Annotated in this window: 25 protein-coding genes; 5 read left to right on the top strand and 20 right to left on the bottom strand. The window is 53.3% G+C overall.

What is annotated here, in order from left to right; all coding sequences use genetic code 11:
• Window positions 1-306: 306 nt before the first annotated feature.
• Both E0L35_RS13135 and E0L35_RS13130 read right to left on the bottom strand, forming a co-directional pair.
• Window positions 307-1179 carry a DMT family transporter gene (locus E0L35_RS13135; RefSeq protein WP_009287682.1) on the bottom strand — a complete coding sequence of 291 codons (873 nt, stop codon included), beginning with the start codon at window positions 1177-1179 and terminating at the stop codon, window positions 307-309.
• Window positions 1176-1445: a SelT/SelW/SelH family protein gene (locus E0L35_RS13130; RefSeq protein ID WP_022522748.1), complete on the bottom strand. Its 270-nt coding sequence runs from the start codon at window positions 1443-1445 to the stop codon at window positions 1176-1178. The genes E0L35_RS13135 and E0L35_RS13130 overlap by 4 nt, the downstream gene beginning before the upstream one ends.
• A gap of 135 nt (window positions 1446-1580) precedes the next feature.
• Between E0L35_RS13130 and E0L35_RS13125 the strand changes: the two genes are divergently transcribed.
• The 4 genes from E0L35_RS13125 (at window position 1581) to ettA (ending at window position 5809) form a co-directional block, all read left to right on the top strand.
• Entirely contained in the window at window positions 1581-2894 is a 1314-nt protein-coding gene (locus E0L35_RS13125) for an MFS transporter (protein ID WP_138800501.1), read from the top strand.
• 234 nt (window positions 2895-3128) lie between these two features.
• Window positions 3129-3563 (top strand): PAS domain S-box protein, encoded by a 435-nt coding sequence (locus tag E0L35_RS13120; protein WP_138800500.1) that lies wholly within the window; start codon window positions 3129-3131, stop codon window positions 3561-3563.
• 188 nt (window positions 3564-3751) lie between these two features.
• Window positions 3752-3979 (top strand): hypothetical protein, encoded by a 228-nt coding sequence (locus tag E0L35_RS13115; protein ID WP_022522745.1) that lies wholly within the window; start codon window positions 3752-3754, stop codon window positions 3977-3979.
• Window positions 3980-4147: 168 nt separating this feature from the next.
• The gene (ettA, locus tag E0L35_RS13110) at window positions 4148-5809 is read left to right on the top strand and encodes an energy-dependent translational throttle protein EttA (RefSeq protein WP_138800499.1); all 1662 of its coding nucleotides are present in this window, start codon (window positions 4148-4150) and stop codon (window positions 5807-5809) included.
• A gap of 95 nt (window positions 5810-5904) precedes the next feature.
• Here ettA and E0L35_RS13105 read toward each other — a convergent pair whose 3' ends face one another.
• The 7 genes from E0L35_RS13105 to phaR all read right to left on the bottom strand — a co-directional run bounded on the left by E0L35_RS13105 (window position 5905) and on the right by phaR (window position 10484).
• Window positions 5905-6063: a DUF1328 domain-containing protein gene (locus tag E0L35_RS13105; RefSeq protein WP_022522744.1), complete on the bottom strand. Its 159-nt coding sequence runs from the start codon at window positions 6061-6063 to the stop codon at window positions 5905-5907.
• A gap of 71 nt (window positions 6064-6134) precedes the next feature.
• Window positions 6135-6776, bottom strand: coding sequence for a 2-polyprenyl-3-methyl-6-methoxy-1,4-benzoquinone monooxygenase (gene coq7 / locus E0L35_RS13100; RefSeq protein WP_138800498.1), 642 nt, complete (start codon window positions 6774-6776; stop codon window positions 6135-6137).
• A gap of 39 nt (window positions 6777-6815) precedes the next feature.
• Window positions 6816-7157, bottom strand: a complete 342-nt coding sequence (locus E0L35_RS13095) for a histidine triad nucleotide-binding protein (RefSeq protein ID WP_022522743.1) — start codon at window positions 7155-7157, stop codon at window positions 6816-6818.
• A 112-nt stretch (window positions 7158-7269) separates the two neighbouring features.
• Entirely contained in the window at window positions 7270-8142 is an 873-nt protein-coding gene (locus tag E0L35_RS13090; RefSeq protein ID WP_009287678.1) for a phosphoribulokinase, read from the bottom strand.
• The gene (locus tag E0L35_RS13085; protein WP_022522742.1) at window positions 8142-8582 is read right to left on the bottom strand and encodes a thioesterase family protein; all 441 of its coding nucleotides are present in this window, start codon (window positions 8580-8582) and stop codon (window positions 8142-8144) included. The genes E0L35_RS13090 and E0L35_RS13085 overlap by 1 nt, the downstream gene beginning before the upstream one ends.
• A gap of 41 nt (window positions 8583-8623) precedes the next feature.
• On the bottom strand, window positions 8624-9910 hold the full coding sequence (gene purD / locus E0L35_RS13080) for a phosphoribosylamine--glycine ligase (RefSeq protein WP_138800497.1): 1287 nt from the start codon (window positions 9908-9910) through the stop codon (window positions 8624-8626).
• Between the two features lie 67 nt (window positions 9911-9977).
• Window positions 9978-10484, bottom strand: a complete 507-nt coding sequence (gene phaR / locus E0L35_RS13075) for a polyhydroxyalkanoate synthesis repressor PhaR (RefSeq protein WP_009287676.1) — start codon at window positions 10482-10484, stop codon at window positions 9978-9980.
• 149 nt (window positions 10485-10633) lie between these two features.
• Between phaR and E0L35_RS13070 the strand changes: the two genes are divergently transcribed.
• Window positions 10634-11347, top strand: coding sequence for a 16S rRNA (uracil(1498)-N(3))-methyltransferase (locus E0L35_RS13070; RefSeq protein WP_138800496.1), 714 nt, complete (start codon window positions 10634-10636; stop codon window positions 11345-11347).
• A gap of 19 nt (window positions 11348-11366) precedes the next feature.
• Here E0L35_RS13070 and E0L35_RS13065 read toward each other — a convergent pair whose 3' ends face one another.
• The 11 genes from E0L35_RS13065 to E0L35_RS13015 form a co-directional block, all read right to left on the bottom strand.
• A complete protein-coding gene (locus E0L35_RS13065) occupies window positions 11367-11936 on the bottom strand; it encodes an ATP-dependent zinc protease (protein WP_022522738.1) in 570 nt (189 codons plus the stop codon).
• A gap of 41 nt (window positions 11937-11977) precedes the next feature.
• The gene (locus tag E0L35_RS13060) at window positions 11978-13246 is read right to left on the bottom strand and encodes a lytic murein transglycosylase (RefSeq protein WP_022522737.1); all 1269 of its coding nucleotides are present in this window, start codon (window positions 13244-13246) and stop codon (window positions 11978-11980) included.
• An 86-nt stretch (window positions 13247-13332) separates the two neighbouring features.
• Window positions 13333-14778 (bottom strand): DASH family cryptochrome, encoded by a 1446-nt coding sequence (locus E0L35_RS13055; RefSeq protein ID WP_138800495.1) that lies wholly within the window; start codon window positions 14776-14778, stop codon window positions 13333-13335.
• 63 nt (window positions 14779-14841) lie between these two features.
• Window positions 14842-14976 carry a DUF2256 domain-containing protein gene (locus tag E0L35_RS13050; RefSeq protein WP_138800494.1) on the bottom strand — a complete coding sequence of 45 codons (135 nt, stop codon included), beginning with the start codon at window positions 14974-14976 and terminating at the stop codon, window positions 14842-14844.
• 223 nt (window positions 14977-15199) lie between these two features.
• Window positions 15200-15604, bottom strand: coding sequence for a monovalent cation/H(+) antiporter subunit G (gene mnhG, locus E0L35_RS13045; protein WP_007113321.1), 405 nt, complete (start codon window positions 15602-15604; stop codon window positions 15200-15202).
• On the bottom strand, window positions 15597-15866 hold the full coding sequence (locus tag E0L35_RS13040) for a cation:proton antiporter (RefSeq protein ID WP_022522735.1): 270 nt from the start codon (window positions 15864-15866) through the stop codon (window positions 15597-15599). Before E0L35_RS13040 ends, mnhG begins: the two co-directional genes overlap by 8 nt.
• The gene (locus tag E0L35_RS13035) at window positions 15866-16339 is read right to left on the bottom strand and encodes a Na+/H+ antiporter subunit E (RefSeq protein WP_022522734.1); all 474 of its coding nucleotides are present in this window, start codon (window positions 16337-16339) and stop codon (window positions 15866-15868) included. Before E0L35_RS13035 ends, E0L35_RS13040 begins: the two co-directional genes overlap by 1 nt.
• Window positions 16336-17940 carry a Na+/H+ antiporter subunit D gene (locus E0L35_RS13030; RefSeq protein WP_138800493.1) on the bottom strand — a complete coding sequence of 535 codons (1605 nt, stop codon included), beginning with the start codon at window positions 17938-17940 and terminating at the stop codon, window positions 16336-16338. Before E0L35_RS13030 ends, E0L35_RS13035 begins: the two co-directional genes overlap by 4 nt.
• The gene (locus E0L35_RS13025) at window positions 17937-18284 is read right to left on the bottom strand and encodes a Na+/H+ antiporter subunit C (protein ID WP_022522732.1); all 348 of its coding nucleotides are present in this window, start codon (window positions 18282-18284) and stop codon (window positions 17937-17939) included. The genes E0L35_RS13030 and E0L35_RS13025 overlap by 4 nt, the downstream gene beginning before the upstream one ends.
• A gap of 18 nt (window positions 18285-18302) precedes the next feature.
• The gene (locus E0L35_RS13020) at window positions 18303-18734 is read right to left on the bottom strand and encodes a Na+/H+ antiporter subunit B (protein WP_022522731.1); all 432 of its coding nucleotides are present in this window, start codon (window positions 18732-18734) and stop codon (window positions 18303-18305) included.
• Window positions 18727-21066, bottom strand: a complete 2340-nt coding sequence (locus E0L35_RS13015; RefSeq protein WP_027960148.1) for a putative monovalent cation/H+ antiporter subunit A — start codon at window positions 21064-21066, stop codon at window positions 18727-18729. The genes E0L35_RS13020 and E0L35_RS13015 overlap by 8 nt, the downstream gene beginning before the upstream one ends.
• Between the last annotated feature and the right edge of the window lie 67 nt (window positions 21067-21133).

Below are 21133 nucleotides of genomic sequence, written 5' to 3'. Positions count from 1 at the left end.
GCATTTTTTTTCATCGTCAGCGTTCCCTATGATGTGGCACTCATTGCACGCAGCTCATTATTCGTGTGACCCATTGAGCCATGCTGCACTATTGCTTCAAGCGTAAGCCCGCGAAGTCTCATCCCGAAGTGAGCCTGTGTCCCTCTACGAGCGCCCAATTTTTGAAGTAAACACATGGTAGATAAAACTTAATTAGCTGAGCTTAGCCTAATTTAGTTAATTTCCTACTCATCCTGAGGCTATAAAACCAAATGTCACAAAAAATTACAATAAGAACACCATTAAAACACAAAAAAATATTCAGAATTATTCGTTTTTCTGTGCTTGTTGCAGCCCGAGACCCAGCAGTATCAGCACTAGCCCAATCAACGTTGAAGGCAAAATAGGCTCTCCCACTACCAGGAAAAGTAACAGCAGTGATACAGGAGGTGAGAGAAAAATCAGGTTGGAGACTTTGGCCGTGCGCGACACTTTATGCACTGCCAACTGCCACAGAATGAAGGCCACCCCCATTTCAAATAGCCCCACATACACACCAGCACCAAAGGCAGGCCAACCGTGCCACTGGTAACCGGGGCCCAGTAATAGCAATAGGGTCAACACAGGTAGGCCAACGCTAAAGTTTTGCCACTGGCCAACAAGGGGTGGTCGGCTATCCCGCGCATTAAGCAGCCAATACAGCGCCCAAAGAAGAGTCGAAGCGAGTGCCAGCACGACCCCTAGCGGGTCGGCAAAAGAGACATTTAAAACCGCGCCTCGTGTTGCTATCACCCATACGCCTGCGTAGGCGACCAGCCCAGCAACAATATCCATACGCGTTAAGCGCTGCCCGAGCAAAGGCACGGCCAAAAATGCCATCGCTAAGGCCCAGGTGTAATTTAGTGCCATCGCCTCTTGCCCTGGGAGACGGTCATAGGCGGCGAAGAGCACCAAATAATAAGCCACTGGGTTCATAAGCCCTGCCCACGCTGCTGTCTTCCAACCGGTGCGCAACGCTGTGGCGATATTTCCCTGCTTGATGACCAGCGCCCCCATCAGTGCCCAAGAAACAAGCGCTGCGAGCCACATCAGCTCTAGAGGGCTCATCCAAGCGAGTGCCACTTTGAAGGCCGTTGCCACCGTCGACCATAATGCGACGGCCCCTAAGCCAAACAGGATTGCTTGCCTATCCTGATTCATCGGTCGATATGCCCTAAATCTCGACCCGGCTCCAACTGGTCGCGTACACGCTGCTTAAGAAGCTTGATATCTGGGAAACCGCCATCGCGCTTGCGCTCCCATAACAGCAGATCATCACACCAGATCTCGAACGTACCGCCATGGGAAGGGGCTAATGAGACCTCGCTTAAATCTTCACCAAAGGTTGAGAGCAACTCCTGTGCATACCAACCACTGCGCAGCAGCCATTGGCATTGCGTGCAATAACGGATTTGAATACGTGACATCCCTGATCTCCCAGGCAAGTTAATGTGGCATTCTAAAAGGATATTCTGTCATTTTGAGATGGCTTGAGATAGCTCTCTTGAAATAGCTCTCTTGAGACAGGTCGCTTGAGATAGGTCGATTAAGAAGGAGTCCCAATGGCCGAACATAACGTTTCACAAACTCGCCTGTATGAGTGGCTAACGGGCGATGACGACAGCCGCATGTGCGACGACATACCTGAAAGCGCCTGCGACGAACAACCGCGTAATTTTTTTCTACATATATGGGCCTCTTTGGGCAATAAACTGGCTGACGAGCTGTCGAGCGCGCGTTTAGTCTTACCCTGGCTGATGGGCATTATTGGCGCTCCCATCTGGATGGTAGGTCTGCTGGTCCCCATCCGAGAATCGGGTGCCCTGCTGCCGCAAATCTTCGTAGCGGGGTTTATTCGCTTAAAACCTAAGCGCAAATGGGTGTGGGTGGTCGGCGCGCTGACCCAAGCCTTCGCTGCCTTAACGCTTGCCGTACTGGCGCTGTTCGCCACCGGCACCTTGGGCGGAGCGTTAGTGCTCACAGCATTAGTTCTGCTCTCACTGGCACGTGGCTTATCCTCAATTGCCACAAAAGATGTGCTGGGCAAAACCATTGCCAAGCGCCGCCGCGGTACGCTAATGGGCTGGAGCGGCAGCATTGCTGGTGGTGCAACGCTGGTCGCTGGGACACTGCTAATGTTGTTTGAGAGCCGACCCGGCCATTTAGTGGTGGCGGTACTGCTGGCCATAGCTGCCTGCGGGTGGCTAATCAATGCCATCGCCGCCGCACGCATCAAAGAAGCCCCTGGGGCAGTAGAAGGCGGCGAAAACGGCTGGGACAGTATTAAACAGGGACTGTCGCTGTTAAAAGATGACCGTACTTTTTTACACTTCAACCTTGCCAGGGCGCTGCTGCTCTCAAGTGCACTCGCCCTACCCTACATCGCCCTGCTAGGGCAAAACCAAAGCGGCACCGACCTGGGAGGCCTGGGCATACTGATTGTGGTGTCGGGGCTGGCCGCGATGGTAGCTAGCCCGGTATGGGGGAAACGGGCGGATCAGTCGAGCCGTGGCGTGATGCGCGATGCGGCGATCGGTACCGCCATTTGCTGCGTAATGGGCGCTAGTTTAGCTTGGTTACCCGGCGAGTGGACACACAGTGTATGGCCCTATGCAGCGGTTTATGCACTACTCGTGATTGTTCACCACGGCGTACGCTTAGGGCGTAAAACCTACCTCGTCGATATGGCCAACCAAGATAATCGTGCGCTTTACGTGGCGCTCTCGAATACCTTAACCGGCGTCTTAATGTTGATTGTAGGTGGCCTTATTGGCGCCTTTGCCCAGTGGTTTGGTAGCGGCACATTACTCCTCGTGCTAGCGGCTACCGCCGTGGGGGCCATACTTAGCGCCCAACAATTACCTGAAGTCGAGTGACGCGCCACCGGTAACCACATGTATTCAAGCGTGCTATCGAGAGCTCTACCTACATTAGCGTAGCGTTCGCGATTGCAATGCGTGACAACGCTCGCCATGATAGGGCCGAATAGCAGTGATGTAGTGGCGCCTTTGCTATGCTGCCTATAATAAGTGATTGGAAATTCCGTTAGCTCATGGGCGAAAGCGACTGTGAACGACGGAAAGGATTGGAGCTGCAACAGGAACCCCTTGATGAAACGATCTCCATTGATCAGTCCAGAATTGCTCGAACGTATTGTTGACGCATCGGAAGACGGCATTGTCGTTGCCGAACAGGAAGGGGATGAAAATATCCTCATCTACGTCAACAAAGGCTTTGAACGCTTGACGGGCTATAGTGCTGATGAAATTCTGTATCGCGATTGCCGCTTTTTACAGAACGAAGACCGCGACCAGGACGCGCTTGTCGCCATTCGAGATGCGCTAAACGAGGGCCGACCTTCTCGAGAAGTACTGCGTAATTATCGCAAAGACGGCACCATGTTTTGGAATGAACTTTCCATTACGCCGGTCTATGACGAAGCAGACAAGCTGATGTATTACATTGGCGTGCAAAAAGATGTAACGGAGCGTGTAGAAACACAGCTTGCGCTAGCGGAGTTACAAAATCAGCGAGAAAACAGCTAATCATTAACTTTCTCACTAAAAAAAACTATAAAGCTTGAACTTCATCCCAACTGGCGTTATATAGCGGCAAGGCGCTTGAATTGCGCTAGGCGCTTCACTTTGCAGTTGGCATGTGTTTAATAAACTGCACATGTACTCGCGTGAAGCCGTTGTTACGCCGGCACGCCGGCTGGGTTGGAGGACATCACATGAGCCGTGATCCCCTAAGTCGTGAGACCCTAAGTCATGAAACCTTAGGCAACGAAACACTCGACTCAGATGAGTTCGAAAGCTTAGACGCCGTCAATGACGACCACTACAACAGAAGCAAACCGAGCAAAGCTGACAGCTTACGCGCGCGGCGCCAAGTCGAGGCGTGGTTGGAAGAGCGACGACTTCAGCGCGCCATCGAAGATGACTGGGACGAAGAAGAGTAATCCTTGAGCAGCTTGGCCTTCTCAGCAAATGAGCGGGCCTAGCTAGCCAACACCTCAAGTAGCCTAGCCTTTCCTGGTGCAGACCACTATCATCACGCTTCAGCCAGCAATAAGAGCCAGCAGTCTGCTGCTGTCGCTTTCTTCTTTTCAACAACTTAACGGATCTCCATGGCGCAATACGTTTTCACCATGAACCGGGTTGGCAAAGTAGTGCCGCCCAAAAAGCAAATTCTCAAGGATATTTCGCTCTCGTTTTTCCCTGGCGCCAAAATCGGCGTTCTGGGGCTTAACGGTTCGGGCAAATCCACACTGCTGCGCATTATGGCCGGTGTCGATAAAGAGTTTGAAGGTGAAGCTCGTCCGATGCCTGGCATCAATGTTGGCTACCTTCCACAGGAGCCGCAGCTAGATGACGAGAAAAACGTCCGCGACACCGTCGAAGAAGCACTGGGGGCGATCAAAGATGCCCAGGAGAAGTTGGATGGGGTGTATGCGGCCTACGCAGAGCCCTACGCCGACTTTGATGCGCTAGCCAGCGAGCAGGCCCGGCTTGAAAATATTATCGAAGCTGCTGATGCGCATAACCTGGAACGCAAACTTGACGTTGCTGCCGAAGCACTGCGACTCCCCCCCTGGGATGCCAAAGTGGGTAACCTCTCAGGTGGTGAGCGCCGTCGTGTAGCACTCTGCCGCTTACTGCTCTCCAGCCCCGATATGCTGCTGCTTGACGAGCCTACCAACCACCTGGATGCAGAATCGGTGGCTTGGCTTGAACGCTTCCTTCACGACTATAACGGTACAGTAGTGGCGATCACCCACGACCGCTACTTCCTGGACAACGTGGCGGGTTGGATTTTGGAGCTTGATCGTGGCCAAGGCATACCCTTCGAGGGTAACTACTCCCAGTGGCTGGAGCAGAAAGATCAGCGTTTGAACCAGGAAGCCAAGCAGGAAGCCTCGCGTCAGAAAGCCATCAAGCAAGAGCTTGAGTGGGTGCGCAGTAACGCCAAAGGCCGCCAGGCAAAGAGCAAAGCACGCCTCAACCGCTTTGAAGAGATGCAGTCTGGCGACTTCCAAAAGCGTAATGAGACCAATGAAATTTATATTCCGCCTGGCCCGCGCCTGGGCGATAACGTCATTGAGTTTCGTGATGTGGCTAAACGCTTCGATGACAAGCTGCTCTACCAGAACCTCTCCTTCACCATTCCCCAGGGTGCGATCGTTGGTATCGTCGGTGGTAACGGTGCGGGTAAATCGACGCTCTTTAAACTGATTACCGGTAAAGAGCAGCCGGACGAAGGCGAAGTCCTGGTGGGTGAAACGGTCGATATCGCTTACGTCGAACAGCTACGCGACGGCTTAGATGACAAGCAGAGCGTGTGGGAAGCCGTTTCGGATGGTCAGGATATCCTTAATATTAACGGCTACGAAGTCTCCTCGCGTGCCTATGTGGGTCGCTTCAACTTTAAGGGTAACGACCAGCAGAAGCGTTTGTCGGAGCTTTCCGGTGGTGAGCGCGGTCGCTTACAGCTTGCCCAAACGCTCAAGCAAGGCGCTAACGTGCTGCTGCTCGATGAGCCCTCCAACGACCTGGATATTGAAACCCTGCGGGCACTGGAGGACGCGCTTCTAGCCTTCCCGGGCTGCGCTATGGTGATCTCTCACGATCGTTGGTTCCTTGACCGTATCGCCACGCACATTATGGCCTTTGAAGGTGACTCTGAAGTGGTCTTATTTGAAGGCAACTACGCGGAGTACGAAGAGGATCATAGAAAGCGGGTCGGAAACGATACGCCTAAGCGCATGAAGTATAAGCGTATTGATGCTTAATCATTAGCATCACGCTGGCAGTCAATGCTGACAGCAAAAGGCCCCGCAGAGCGGGGCCTTTTAGTTTGTGTTTGCACTGACGCTAGCGCAAAGCCCTAACGTCTGCGGCCGGTAAAAAATGACACAAGAAACAAAATAAGAAACAGCACAAACAAAATTTGCGCAATGGTGGACGCCGCCCCGGCAATGCCAGAAAAACCGACCGCCCCAGCGATGATCGCAATAATTAAAAACAGCACTGCATTGCCTAGCATCTTCTTGCTCCTCTCCTTGGTAACGACTTCCCTACACCGCCACTTAACCCATTATGCAACGTGAATATGTCTCAGAGATGATAGGCGCTTTTAGTCATTACCTTAGAGGCCAGCCGTATGCCCCACTTCACCGGTGCCGGAAAGCGAACGCCCCCCGCTTCTAAGGCAAGCTGAGCATGGTGAGCTTCATCAACTGCCATCTGGCGCAGTATGGCGCGGGAGCGGTTGTCACCACGGGGTAGCGACTGTTGGTGTGAATCAAGATGCTTACCTACCTGCTCTTCGGTCGCGGCAACCAATCCCAAACTAATACGATCACTGACCGCCCCAGTGGCCGCGCCAATGCCAAAGGAAGCGGCATAAAACAACGGGTTTAAGCAGCTTGTTCGGCTCTGCAACTGCTCTAGACGCTCATCACACCAGGCAAGATGATCGATCTCCTCTAGCGCCGACTGCTCCATCTGGTGACGCACATGAGGAAGTTTAGCGGTCACGCCCTGCCCCTGATACAGCGCTTGAACACACACCTCACCAGAATGGTTGATACGCATCAAACCTGCTGCATGGCGGCGTTCTTGATCGTCGAACGTTCCCTCAGCCACACCTTCAGCGGGGCTGGTGCGCTGTGGTGAAGCAGCGTGTGGCATAAGCGTTCGTAAAATGGTATCGAACTGATGTATCAGGCGATCTGAACGACTCTGTTGACGATCCATGGCAACACTCCGTTGACTTGCGATAGCGATCTGCCGAACTCAACCGGCAGGCCATGTGAATGCACGCCCACCGAGTAGATGCATATGAATATGGTAGACCGTTTGTCCGCCCATTTCGTTGCAGTTCATCACCACGCGGTAGCCATCTTCAGCAAACCCCTGCTCGCGGGCAAGCTTGGCGGCGGTAAACTGAAGCCGCCCTACTGTGGCAATATCAGCCTCATCGATATCATTGAGCGTGGCGATATGCTTTTTAGGAATGATTAGCTGATGAGTAGGCGCCTGGGGGCCAATATCATTGAATGCCAACACGTGGTCATCTTCATAAACGATATCAGCGGGAATTTCACGGTTAATGATTTTACAAAACAGACAATCCATACAGCTCTCCTTTATTAACTACTTGCCACTTAAGTGTCGAATTATCTCTGCCAGTCTGATGATTGCACCGATGAATTGCACCGGTGAGAGGTAGCTTCAAGCCCACGACCTTTTAACGAAATCGTCTCTGGGAAAGAAGATGCCTAACCAAGGGGGCAAGAATCAACTCCATCGCCAGCGACATCCGCGCCCCCGGCACCACCAACGTGTGCGGACGGGTCATAAACGAGTCCTTAATCATCGCCAGCAGCCAAGGGAAATCAACGGTGGAGGGATCACGAAAACGGATGACCACGAACGACTCAGCGTCGGTGGGAATATCCTGCACTTCAAAGGGGTTAGAGGTATCGACGGTGGGCACACGTTGAAAATTGATGTGAGTACGCGAAAACTGCGGTTGGATGTAGCGCACATAGTCATCCATCCGGCCCAGGATAGTGTCAATGACCGCTTCTTGTGAGTAGCCCCGCAGCTTAGTATCACGGTCGATCTTTTGAATCCATTCAAGATTCATGGTCGGCGCCACACCAACCAACAGATCCACATGGCGGGCAATGTCATACTCTTCAGTGACCAGCCCACCATGCAAGCCTTCATAAAACAGCAGGTCGGTACCACAGGGCAGCGACTGCCACTCGGTGAAAGTACCTACCCGGCAGCCTGCTTCAATTTTCTGCTTATCTTCAGCATGAATATAGTGCCGAAAAGTCCCCGAACCGTGTTCGCCATACTCACTAAACAACCCTTCCAGACGATCCAGCAAATTCGCCTCTACGGCAAAATGCGAAAGTTCGTCTTTGCGTTCTGGCTCTTCTCGGAAGATGCGGTGCAGGTCATCACGGGTATAGCGGTGAAAGGCATCGCCATCAACCATTGCTGCATGCACATCTTCGCGCAGAAACATGCGCTCAAAGCTGCGCTTCACGGTGGTGGTACCCGCCCCTGAGGAACCGGTTACCGCGATAATCGGATACTCCCGAGACATCAGCCATACCTCGCGTGGGAAAGCGCTTGTTTAACCTGCTCAGGTACTTCGACAGGACGCCCAGTAGCACGATCAATCAGTAGCTGATTGATCCGTGCGGTAGCAACTACCTGCTGAGAATCTGCCTGGTAGATGCGCTGATAGATCGTCAACGCTTTGCCTTGGGGCTCGGGTACAGCGGTGGCAATCGTTAGGCCATCGGGCCAGCGCGCTTCACTTTGATACTGAACGGCGAGATCAGCGACCACCGAAGGGTATCCCTGCATATCCCACTCAGGCAGATCCAGTGCAGCAAAGGCTTGAATGCGCGCCTCGTGGAGCAGTGATACCAGCGCATCATGCCCCAAGTGACGGCCGTAGTTCATATCGGTTACCCTCACGGTCAAGGGGTGACGATGTATGACCGCCTCAGCGGGAAAGTCCAGCTTGACACGCTCCATGCCCTGTTTCCTCGTCAGTATTAGCTTAGCGTAAGGCGTGCTTACTCCTCTCGGGCAATCGCCCTGAAGGCGATATCACGGCGACACTCGACGCCGTCCCAGTGAATAGCATTAACGCCTTGGTACGCTTGCTGCTGCGCCGCTGAGACGCTATTGCCCAATGCCGTTACACACAGCACACGGCCACCTGCCGTAATAATCTCGCCCTGGGAATCCTGCGCGGTACCGGCGTGGAACACTTTGCAGCCCGTTTCTTCAGCCGCAGCTAAACCGTGAATCACGTCACCCTTGCGGTAGCTGCCAGGGTAGCCTCCGGCCGCCAGCACCACGCCCACCGCTGCACGGGAATCCCATTCGCAGCGTTGCCCATCCAGCTTGCCCTGGGCACCCGCTAAGCAAAGCTCAGCGAAGTCAGAGGTTAAGCGCAGCATGATTGGCTGAGTTTCAGGATCACCAAAGCGGCAGTTGTACTCAATAACCTTGGGGTTACCCGCCGCGTCTATCATCAGGCCTGCATATAAGAACCCTGTATAAGCATTGCCTTCTGCAGCCATGCCCCTCACGGTGGGCAGAATGACCTGCTCCATGATACGTGCATCAACCTCGGGCGTGACCACAGGTGCTGGTGAATAGGCGCCCATACCGCCGGTATTAGGGCCGGTATCACCATCATAAGCGCGTTTGTGGTCTTGGCTGGTGGCCATGGGTACCACATGCTCGCCGTCCACCATGACAATAAAGCTCGCCTCTTCGCCCTCCAGAAACTCTTCGATAACCACGCGAGCGCCTGCACCGCCGAAGGTATTGGCCTCCAGCATATCGCGAATAGCAGCCTCAGCTTCGGCTTCACTCAGCGCCACGATGACGCCTTTGCCCGCTGCTAGGCCATCCGCCTTAATCACAATGGGTGCGCCCATTTTGCTTAAATAGGCAAGCGCAGAGTCTACGTCAGTAAACGTTTGGTAGTCAGCCGAAGGAATATCATGACGGGCCAGGAAGTCCTTGGTAAATGATTTTGAGCCTTCCAACTGAGCAGCCGCCTGAGTAGGGCCAAAGATAGTCAGACCGGCCGCTTGGAACCGGTCAACAACACCTTCAACCAAGGGAGCCTCCGGCCCCACCACGGTCAAGCCAATCTGCTCATCACGGGCAAAAGCGACCAGGCTGTCGAGATCCGTTGCGGCAATCGCTACGTTGGTCAGCTTCGCTTCCGCCGCGGTGCCGGCATTGCCGGGGGCGACAAAGACCTGCTCAACCTGGGTAGATTGCGCCAATTTCCAAGCCAGGGCGTGCTCGCGACCACCGCCGCCTATCATCAAAACCTTCATGTGCATCCTTCTCAAACGGGAGAGCGTATATCGGCGGCATTATGCCACAGCGCAGCACCAAGTGGGGTCAGGAGGAGGGTTTGTTATCTTTGCTGGTATCGTTGCTATCGCTCTCAGGCTGCTCAGCATCACTCGACTCATCGGCTTGACCCGGCTGATTCAAGGTATTTTGCCAAAAGCGCATGTTCTCTTCGGCAAGCTCACGCATAAATTCTAACGGCGTGTTGCGCATTGCCTGTTTCCACTGGCTCTGCAAACGTTTCTGCTGCTCCAACATCAGTTGCGTACCCTGTTCGAGGTAACGCGACAGCGGCAACGGTGAGGTCATATCGTAAACCCGGATAAGCTGCGCTAGAAGATCGTTTGAAAACACTTCCGCTTCGCTATCCGCTTGCTCCTGCTCAATAATGATAGAGAGCAGAATAGTCCGCGTCAGGTCTTCTCCGCTTTTGGCATCTTCCACCCTGAACGGCTCTTCTTCGATGATTAACCGACGCAGGTCTTCCAGCGTCACATAACGACTCTGCTGAGTATCGTACAACCTGCGGTTTGCATATTTGCGAATTACGCGCACGGCGCATCTCCTTAAACGCGATAGGGACTTTTTTATTCCCGTTACTGGTTCCGTTGCTGATATTGTGCCTGCACCACGCGCCTATGCAAGCCACCTTAATAGTTTAGCAAGGCGTACCGTGCCTGCTTTGTGACCAATAGACCATCATTATGAATTTGATTCTGCTCAATCCCAACGATCTCACCAATGACGGCCACGTCTGCATCACCGATCCACGCCGACTAAAACACCTTCGTGATGTCCATCGATCGGCACCTGGCGACCGGCTCACCGTGGGTGTGCAAGGCGGCGCCATGGGCAAAGCGATGCTAAAAGAGCTCAACGCTGAGCGCGCGTATTTCCAATTAGAAAACCTTGATGAACCACCGCCGCCACCGTTACCCGTACATTTGGCATTGGCTCTGCCCCGTCCCCGTATGTTGGCGCGTACGTTAGAGCATGTGACGGCACTAGGCGTCAAAGAGATCACCCTGCTACATACTAAACGGGTTGAGAAGAGCTACTGGCAATCCCCTGAGTTACGCCCGGAGAAAATCCACCAGCACTTGGTACTCGGCTTAGAGCAAGCCCGCGACACCCAGCTACCATCGGTCACCCTGAGCAAAGGCTTTCGTCCTTTTTTGAAGCAGCAACTGCCTGGCTTACTCAGCGAACGCCGCGGACTCGTAGCCCATCCTGGCATGCCCAACGCTTGCCCAAGAGACATAAGTGAACCTACCCTGCTATTGGTAGGCCCTGAGGGCGGTTTTATTGCTTGGGAGGTAGAGCAACTAATGCTAGCAGGTTGCGAGGGTATGCATCTAGGCCCGCGCATTTTACGCGTTGAAACAGCCGTGACCGCGCTTCTATCACGGCTGTTTTAAGCATTTATCGATAGGTAAGTTAGGACTGTTCATCTTCTGGGTCGTGGGGCACAACGGTAGAGTTTTCCCCACACTCGGGCTCCTGCAAGAAGGTTTCACGCACATCCAGCAAGCCAAGGTGGCTAATGGTACGACGACCGAGCAGCAGCGGATAGTTCATTTCTTCACGGTCACGTAGACTAAACTGCTCTTCGTAAATGGTGTCGCCCATACAAACTTCCAACAACACCACGGGACGCTCGTCGCGGCCGCCTGCTCCGCGAACAGCCAATTCTCGATAAAGCGGCCGCTCAATTTGGTCGCTGAATACGTCTCCGCTTGCTTGATCTTCAAGCTTCAAACGAAAGCGCACCCACTCCTCGTCACCCTGCTCGAACATCTCTATATCGCGAGCGTCTAATGAAGAGGTTAATGCTCCGCTATCGAGCTTGGCTTTTACCTCGATATCCCAGGGTTGCAGGGTGGCTTTTTCAACCCAGCCGAATACCTGGTCATCATCTGCCATCGCCATGGAAGCAGACAGACCAGAACCTAACAACACGGCACCTAACATCACTCTGTTAAAAAACATCTTATCTATCAACTGCATAACATCATCCTTGGAAATTAGAAGCACCCTTTTAACACTGCTTACTGCGAACGCTGGCGTAGCTGTTCAAGTAGCTCCTGGGTCGCAAACCCATCCGGTATTAACCCTTGATCACGCTGAAAGTTCCGCAAACCTTGCCGGGTGTTGGGCCCCATAATGCCGTCCGCGCCGCCTACAGAGTATCCTACCCGGTTCAACGCGCGCTGAAGTTCTTGAACATCGTCACGAGTAAGTGGCGCTTGATCCCGGGGCCAGCTGTGCTGAATGCCCTCGCGTCCAGCGATCGCATCGCCTAAAGTCGCAACGGCCAGTGCATAACTGGTGGCATTGTTATAGCGTAAAATCGCACGGAAATTAGCACCTACCAAAAATGCAGGGCCATTAGCGCCAGCGGGTACCACGATAGCGGCGCTATCGAAGTTCGGCAATTCGCCCTGCTGCGCCTGTACGCCTTGGTTGCGCCACTCGGCACTGCTGCGGCGTTCGGTCTGGGCGTAATCAAACCCTTCGGGCAGGCGTACCTCAATACCCCAGGGTTGACCGGTTTGCCATCCGGCTCGGTCAAGATAGTTGGCCGTTGATGCCATGACATCGGGGATGCTGTCCCAAATATCGCGCCGACCGTCACCGTCGCCATCGACGGCATAGGCTTCGAAGCTACTGGGAATAAACTGAGTATGTCCCATCGCCCCAGCCCAGGAGCCCTTCATGTCTTCAGCAGCGATATCACCTTGATCAATAATCCGTAAAGCCGCGAGCAGCTCACCTCGAGCAAAGTCACGGCGTCGACCATCGTAAGCCAGCGTGGCCAGAGACTCCAACGTCGAAAAATCGCCAAAATTACTGCCATAGTTACTTTCGATGCCCCAAATGGCGACGATTATTTCTGCTGGCACCCCATAGCGCTGCTCCATTTGCTGAGCAGTGTCACGGTGATCAGCCAGCTTTTCTTGACCGTTAGTAATACGCGTGGATGAAACCGCGGTATCCAGATACTCCCAAATAGGGCGAACAAATTCGGGCTGGTAGCCGTCGAGTTCAATCACACGCTCACGATAACGAACGCCATCCAGGGCGTTGCTTAATGTGGCTTCGCTGATCCCTTGGCCTGCAGCGTACTGGCGAAAATCTCGAAGCCACTGCTGAAAATTAGCGTAGCTAACCTCAGAAGCAGCCTGAGTATCGACTTCTGACATTAGCTGAGGGTTAGCGACCGCTACGCTTGACGCGAAAGGAGCGCTTAGCGCTGCGACTATGGAAACACACAAAAGAGGGCTGCAGCGCCGCCCAATAGAGAAATTACCAGACATTATATCGATCCTTAGGCAGTCCTTGGCATATCTGGAATGATGGCCTAGAAAAGAGGTAGATACTAGGGTCTGGCCGAAGGTGATAATTACTTTATAACGCTCTCCACGGCGGACGACTCAGCTAAAGTGCCTACTTCACAGCGAGGAATTAGCCATCGCTCCCACTGCTCGGGCACAACGCAGGGAGCATCAAACCTCAAGGGGTCTGCACGCCACGGCTGATGGCGCTCAAGGCCATTGGGCAGTGTTTCGAGCTGCTCCAGCCAGTGAGCAACATAGAGCCCCTGGGGATCGTAATGGCCCGCCTGTTTGAGCACATTAAAGTAACGATCTTGGCGAGGATCGCGACCAACACCAGCAATATAGCGCCAATTGCCCCAGTTGCTGGCCACGTCATAATCAATCAGGCAGTGCTCGAACCATAACGCCCCCAAACGCCAATCTACCTTTAAGTCTTTAACTAAAAAGCTAGCCACGTTTTGCCGGGCACGATTGGATAGCCAGCCAGTGTGGAGTAGTTCCCGCATAGCGGCATCCACAAACGGCAACCCCGTGGTACCGTTACGCCAGGCATCGAAAGCGGCACACGGCTGGTCAGTCTGGCGTGAGCCAAACATTTTCGCCCCTTCCAACTGAGCGGTACGGATAAAATACTCCCGCCAGAGCAGTTCGAAGCCAATCCAGTAGCTTGACTCATTACTGCCGTTTTCCGCTTCCCACGCTTTCACAGCCTCATAGACTTGACGAGCTGACAGGCAACCTCGCGCCAGCCAGGGTGAAATGCGGGTTGAAAAATTAGCCCCCAATAGCCCGTTGCGGGTTTTCTTGTAGGTTTCACCGCCCTGTTGACGCCACAAGTAATCCTTCAGACGCCCATGAGCCGCTGACTCTCCTCCCCTATAAGCGTAACCTTGGCGAGGATCGGGCTGCCAGGTAGCGCTCTGCTCACAGACGGCTTTTAGCGGCGGAAATCCCCTTGCCGCCTCGGGCCAAGGGGGCAACGTTATTGGAGCGCAGCGGCTGGCAGGCACAGCACATTCGCTCTCCACACTGCGCCTAAAGGCAGAAAAACTCCCAGGCAGCGCTTCCCTCTCAAAAGGCAGCGCCTTTCGATCAATGAGTCGCCCACTCTCTATGCAATTGAGGGCCGTTTGACTAGGCAGGCCTTGCTCAACCGCCTGAATATGCGCGAATTCCTCAACCCCTGCATGGTCAGCAACACGCACCTCTCGTGCGTTTAACTTTGACGCCAGCTCAATCACCACATCACTGGGCTTGCCAATGCGCACCAGCAGATCGCTGCCACGCTGTAGGAGCTCACCACGCAACTCCATTAAGCTTTGCCATAAAAAGCGCAACCGCGCAGGCCCAATACGCGGCGTAGATTCGACGTCAAATAATGGCAAGAACCATCGCTCATCTAACACGTAGATACACATCAGATAACTAGGAGGAGAGGCAAAGTGTAAAAGAGGATTATCAGCAATACGCAGGTCGTCTTGCAGCCAGACAATATCAATCGTGCTGTACATGTTTGTGCCTCCTAGGGGTACATTCCTGCCCAGAACTTGGTGTTATCACCGTGGTTTGCTTGGCTACTTGGCACTACGACGGCACCGCTCGCTGCAGTAGCGCACCTCGTCCCAGCAGCGCGCCCATTTTTTCCGCCAAGTAAACGGTCGCTGGCATTGAGCACAGTCTTTTTGTGGCAGGTGTTGTTTGCGTCGCATGATCACGTTTAATCACATTTCTGCGGGGCATGGGGTAAAACATGAACGCATTATCTTATACAGTACAATTATTGTACATGATTTTATTGTACATTATTTGTTAAGGGCGAACTAATTACTCGTGTCTTAATACACCCCATCTCCAGACGCAAAAAAACCACCCGAAGGTGGCTTAGCAGCGGTTATTCAATGGCTACTACGCTGTGGTTTGCTCTAGTCAAACCTAGTCAGGGTCAGTCTCGCGGGGTTGGCGCTTGGCGTTTTCCTGGGTTTCCAGGCCGCTTTTAAGCTCATGGGTTAAGGGATCATAGTTCGGGCGCAACTCATCCTTTACGGTACCGCTCCACAGCTTCGAGCCAACAAAGTACCCGGCACGGCCAATCACGTGGGCCGCCACGGGGGCGGTCATCAGGATAAACACGATGATGGCAAATGAGCGGGCCACGATCCCCACTTCAGCAAAGTGCATGGCCGCTGCCAACATAATTAAGATAACGCCTAACGCCGCGGCCTTGGTAGTGGCATGCATGCGGGTTAACAAATCGGGCAACCGCAGCAATCCGACTGAGGCAAGCAGTATAAATAGTGCACCACCAATGATTAACGCGCCCTTTATGAAATCAATCATCCCTTGGGCCTCCCCTTTCCAAAAAGCGCGCAAACGCAATTGCCGCTAAGAATCCCATTAATGCGATCACAATGGCGGCATCCAGAAAGCTAGCCACGTCAGACTTGATGGCATAAACCCCGACCAATCCCACCACGGTGGTAGAAAAAAGCTCTAACGCCACCACCCGATCAGGCAAACTCGGCCCGCGCACTACACGCACAAAAGTAAAGATAAGCGCCAGGCTCATGATGACTTGGCTTATTAAAATGACGGTATCCATTAGCGAAATAGCTCCAAAGCCCGGTGCTCCATCTCTTTTAAGTTGCGCCGTAGCTCCTCTTCATTGTCTAAAAACATCGCGTGGATATACAAGACTTTACGGTCATCTGATACATCCAGGCTCAACGTTCCTGGTGTCAATGAAATCAGATTGGCTACCAGAGTAATTTCCATTTCGGTACGCGCGGAAAGCGGCATCGCAATGACCCCAGGCTTCATATGCCAAGGGGGGGTGACAATATCAAAAGCGACACGCAAGTTGGCTTGAACAAGTTCTTTTAGAAAAAAACCAATAAAGCCGATAAAACGCGGTACTCGCGCAGGATAGCCTTTTAGGGAATCAAGCTGAGGTTCGATGAGTATCAGCGTAATGTAGCCAAATATTAGCCCGACAAGGAGGTTTAAGCCGCTAAAATCACCGCTTAACAGTACCCAAGCAAGGCCTAGCAGTAGGTTCCAAATGGCTCCGGTCATTGCGCTGCCTCCCCGGCATCCGCCTCAGGTTGATCTTCTGCCGCCCCCGTTGGCTGCAGCAGAACATCGTCTGCACTGGCTGAAGCACCCAATACGGCTTCGATATATCCCGAAGGTTCAAACAGTTGATCACCAATACCCATCATCACCCACATAATAGGTTCTGCAAGCACACCAATGAGCAGAGAAAATAACGCCAACACCATAACGGGCGAATACATCATCCACAGGCTAGGCTTTAACAGCCGACCGTCGTCACCAGTGGGCGTGGCAGTCGCAGGCACGTCGTTATCTTCGGGTAACGACTTCCAAAACACTTCATTCCAAATTTTCACCATGGAATAAAGCGTCATTAATCCCACCGCCAGTGCAATACCGGTCACCACATAGGCTTCAACTTCCAGGCCCGCACGCACAATTACAAATTTGGCAAAAAAGCCTGACAGCGGCGGTATCCCCGCCAGCGAGAAGGCAGAAAGAAAGAACGCCACGGCAAGCCAAGGGCGATCTCGGTACAGCCCGCCCATTTTTTTAAGCTGGTAGGTTCCCTGCAAACGGTGGGTGATACCACTGATCAAGAAGAGATTGGTCTTCACCACCATGTTATGCACGATGGCAAACACGCCACCGGCGATCGCCAAAGGTGTGTAAAGAGCTAAGCCTAAGATCATATAGCCAATCTGGCTGACGATATGAAACGACAAGATTCGCCTAAACTCATGCTGGGCGGCGGCACCGAGCACGCCTGTTACCATGGTGAAGGCAGCACCCCAGAGCATAATCTCCTGGAGATAGCCCATGGTTTGATCGAACATCAGGGTGAAGACACGGAACATCGCATACACCCCCACCTTGGTGAGCAACCCGGCAAACAGCGCCGAAACAGCGACAGGCGGGGTGTGATACGAGGCTGGCAGCCAGAAAAATAGCGGAAAGGCGGCGGCTTTGATGCCGAAGGCCACCATAAACATGACCGCAAGCACTTCCACCATACCGGTGTGCTCTGCCTCATCCATGCGCAACGCAATGTCGGCCATGTTGAGTGTACCCACCATGCCATAGAGTAGCCCCACCGCGGTCAGGAAGATGACCGATGCCAACAGGTTCAAGGTGACGTACTTAATCGCCCCTTCCATCTGCGCGCGTTCTCCCCCCAGAATCAGCAGCGCAAAAGAGGCCACCAGCATTACCTCAAACCATACATAGAGGTTAAAGATATCGCCGGTTAAGAAGGCCCCCATCACCCCGGCGAGCAGCAGGTGCATTAACGGATAGTAGCCAAATTTTTCGTGGCCGCGGCCAGTGGTGGCCAGCGAGTAAACACCCATTGCCAAACCGATAAGAGCGGTCATTAACACCATCACCGCACTTAACAGATCGGCTATTAAGGTAATCCCGAAGGGAGCTGGCCAGCTACCCATTTGCATGGTGACATAGCCATCTGACAACGTAGATACAAACAGCCACAGGCTAACCATGAGTAGCGCAACATTACCTGCCACCGCCAAAAAGCGCTGCATGGGGCGCACGCGCCAAAACAACAAGGAAACTGCCCCGGTTAGCAGGGGCAAGAGGACGGGAAGAGCAACTTCAGGCCTCACGTATCAGTATCCTTCATCTTATCGAGATCATCAGCCTTAACGACTTCGTAGGCGCGTCGAATCAATACCACGGCAAAGGCAAGCACCCCAAAGGCAATCACAATGGCCGTCAGCACAACCGCTTGGGGTAAGGGGTCGGCTACCCCGCTGGGCGGCAGCATCATCCCCTCAGGGATAAGCGGAGGTGCTCCACGGGTCATGCCCGCCGTGGTAAAAATCAGTAAATTGGCGGCATTAGAGAGCAGCATCAGACCAATCACCAGTTTGACGATAGAACGACGCAACATCATAAAAATAGCCGTCGCATACAGCAGGCCAATCGCCACTGCCATTAATGGTTCCATGCTGTGCCTCCTGTTAACTCAAGGTTCATCCTTGTCGACCTCCATAAGCGTCATCACCATGCCGGTGACCGAACCCAGCACAGCAAAATAGACGCCTACATCGAAAATCAGCGGCGTGGAAGCTTTAAAGTCGATAACCGGGATAGTCCACCACTGGGCTGTCAGAAATGGCTGCCCCATAAACCAGGCAGGCACTACCGAGATCATTCCCAGCAATAGCCCAACCCCAATCAGGTCTCGGGGGTCGACCATGCGCAGCACTTCTTTGGTGGCACTTACACCAAAGGCAAACAGATACAGCGTAAACGCCCCTGCCGCTACCAAGCCGGCAATAAATCCTCCGCCCGGCTCGTCATGCCCTCGCAGCAATAGGAAAATAGAAAACATCAGTTGCAGCGGCATTAAAAACCGTGCGGCGGTATTAAGAATAATCGTGCCTGACTTAACCATCGTAAGGCTCCTTGGCAGCTACTTTACTGCTGTCGGTGGTTTTGGTGTTATTGCGTAGCTTTAACATGGCGATCACGCCGATGGCGGCAAGCGCTAACACGAACATCTCACCTAAGGTATCCAGGGCACGGTAGTCGACCAAAATGACGTTAACGATGTTGCGGCCATACGCCAAAGGCGCGCTGTTCTCAATCATGTAGGTCGAAATGGGCTCAAACTGTTGAATGCTCCAGGAGGTCATAATCAGTAGGCAGATCAAGATACCCACCATAGCGGCCACCACGCCGTCGCGTATGCGCTCCAAGCTGGTGGAAAGATTCGAGAAGCGTGGCAGGCGAAACAGCACCAGTACCAGCAAAATAACCGTTAAGGTCTCTACCAGCAGTTGGGTAATCGCTAAATCTGGCGCACTGAACAGAACAAAAATCAATGCAATGGAAAAACCCATGATGCCCACGGAAACCACTGCCCCCAGCCGCGATCGAGAAATGGTCGCAAACAGTGCCCCCATCACCATAGTGCCAGCCACGACTACCTCGTGAAAACGCACATCCAGGTCAACGGCAAACACAGGCGAATGGCGTAATAGAATTGAATTACCGATCAGTGCAATAAGCGTCGCTAACATCACTAAAATGTAGTTACGCATATAGCCGTTTTGGAGCAGCCGAGTTTGCCACTCTGAGAAGTGCACAATGCCATTCATCATGCTTTCATACCCAGCCTCGGGGCCATGGCGCATCACCGGTGCCAATACAGAGAGCTTGCCACGCACGCTGTCCCAACGCCTAAACAGCAAAAAGCCTAAACCAAGGCTAACGATCGACATTATCAACGCGACGTTAATGCCATACCAAAGCGACAGCGCCACTTCTACTGTTTGCCCGGATATAGCAGTGGCGGTTGCCGTTAACAACGCATCAGCACCCAGCACAGCGGGCATCAAGCCTAACAGTAGCGACCCTAGTGCGAGCAACGCGGGCCCAAGCAGCATACCAGGCGGGGCTTCATGTGGTTCAAGCGGGGTTTGGTGACGCTTACCGTAAAAAGGACGTAGCGCCACAATGAAAGCAACGGCGATAGTTAAAATAGATGCCAGAAAGGCGAACAGCACCAGTAGTGTTCGGAAGCTATCGGCACCGAGAACTGATTCAAGCATCAGTTCTTTACCGATAAAACCGAGTAGCGGCGGCACACCGGCAAGCGAAAGCGCAGCCACCAACGCAATGGTGGCAGTCAGCGGCATCACTGAGCGTAACCCGCCCATCTGGGTGACATCTTTCGTGCCGGTCTCATGATCGAGAATACCGGCGACCATAAACAGCGCCCCTTTATACAGCGAGTGCGCGAGCAGGAAGGTAACAAACGCGGTCATCGCGTACTCGGTGCCGATGCCCAATAGCATCGTCAGCGTGCCCAGCGCCATAATGGTCGAGTAAGCGAGCAGCTTTTTGATATTGGTGTGATGAATCGCTAAAAACGCACCCACCAGCATAGTGGTTGCGCCGACCACGGAAAGAACGCCAACCCACATCGCAGTGCCACCCAGCTCCGGGTGTAAGCGCGCCAGCAGATAAATACCCGCTTTCACCATGGTGGCCGAGTGCAGGTAAGCCGAAACCGGAGTCGGCGCGGCCATGGCGTTGGGTAACCAAAAGTGAAACGGAAACTGCGCCGATTTGGTGAAGGCACCCAGTAGCAAACAGATCAGCATAGGCGTGTAGAGTGCATGTTCACGCAGGTCAGCCTCCTGATCGAGAATCTCCGCCAGCGACCAGCTACCGCTGGCAATCCCTAGCAGCACCAGCCCAGCCATTAATGCTAACCCACCCGCCACGGTAACGAATAAGCCCTGCCGCGCTGATTTACGTGCATTGATATCAGCGTGGTTAAAACCAATCAGCAAATAGGAGGTAATGCTGGTCAATTCCCAAAAAACGAATAGCGTTAATAGGCCGTCAGCTAGTACCAGCCCCAGCATCGACACCATGAAGGCGACCAAGGCGATGTGAAATCGGGCAAGATCAGGGTGATCTTTAAGGTAGCCGCCGGCATATACCAGCACGCAGGCCCCCATAACGGTAATCAATAACCCAAAGAGTAACGATAGACCGTCCAACAGGAAGGTAAGGCTGATTCCCAGAGAAGGCACCCACTGCCACTCTAAAAGCAGGCTACCGTTCTCAATGACCTCAGGGGCTTGAAGTGCCAACCACGCCGCCAATCCGGCAGGAAATAGAGCCAATACTAGGCTGGCACGCTGGCCGAACCAGTGGTTTAACATTGGCGATAGCGCCGCCAGTACGAACCCCATTAAAACGGCAAATTGTATCAAGCGAAACCTCCTGAAAAACGAAAGGCTCACCACCAAGACAGCCGCTAGCGGTTAGACACCTTAC

It is taken from the genome of Halomonas sp. ATBC28 (assembly GCF_005937175.1).
GTDB classification, from domain to species: domain Bacteria; phylum Pseudomonadota; class Gammaproteobacteria; order Pseudomonadales; family Halomonadaceae; genus Vreelandella; species Vreelandella titanicae.
This window is presented reverse-complemented; position numbering and strand designations above follow the sequence as displayed.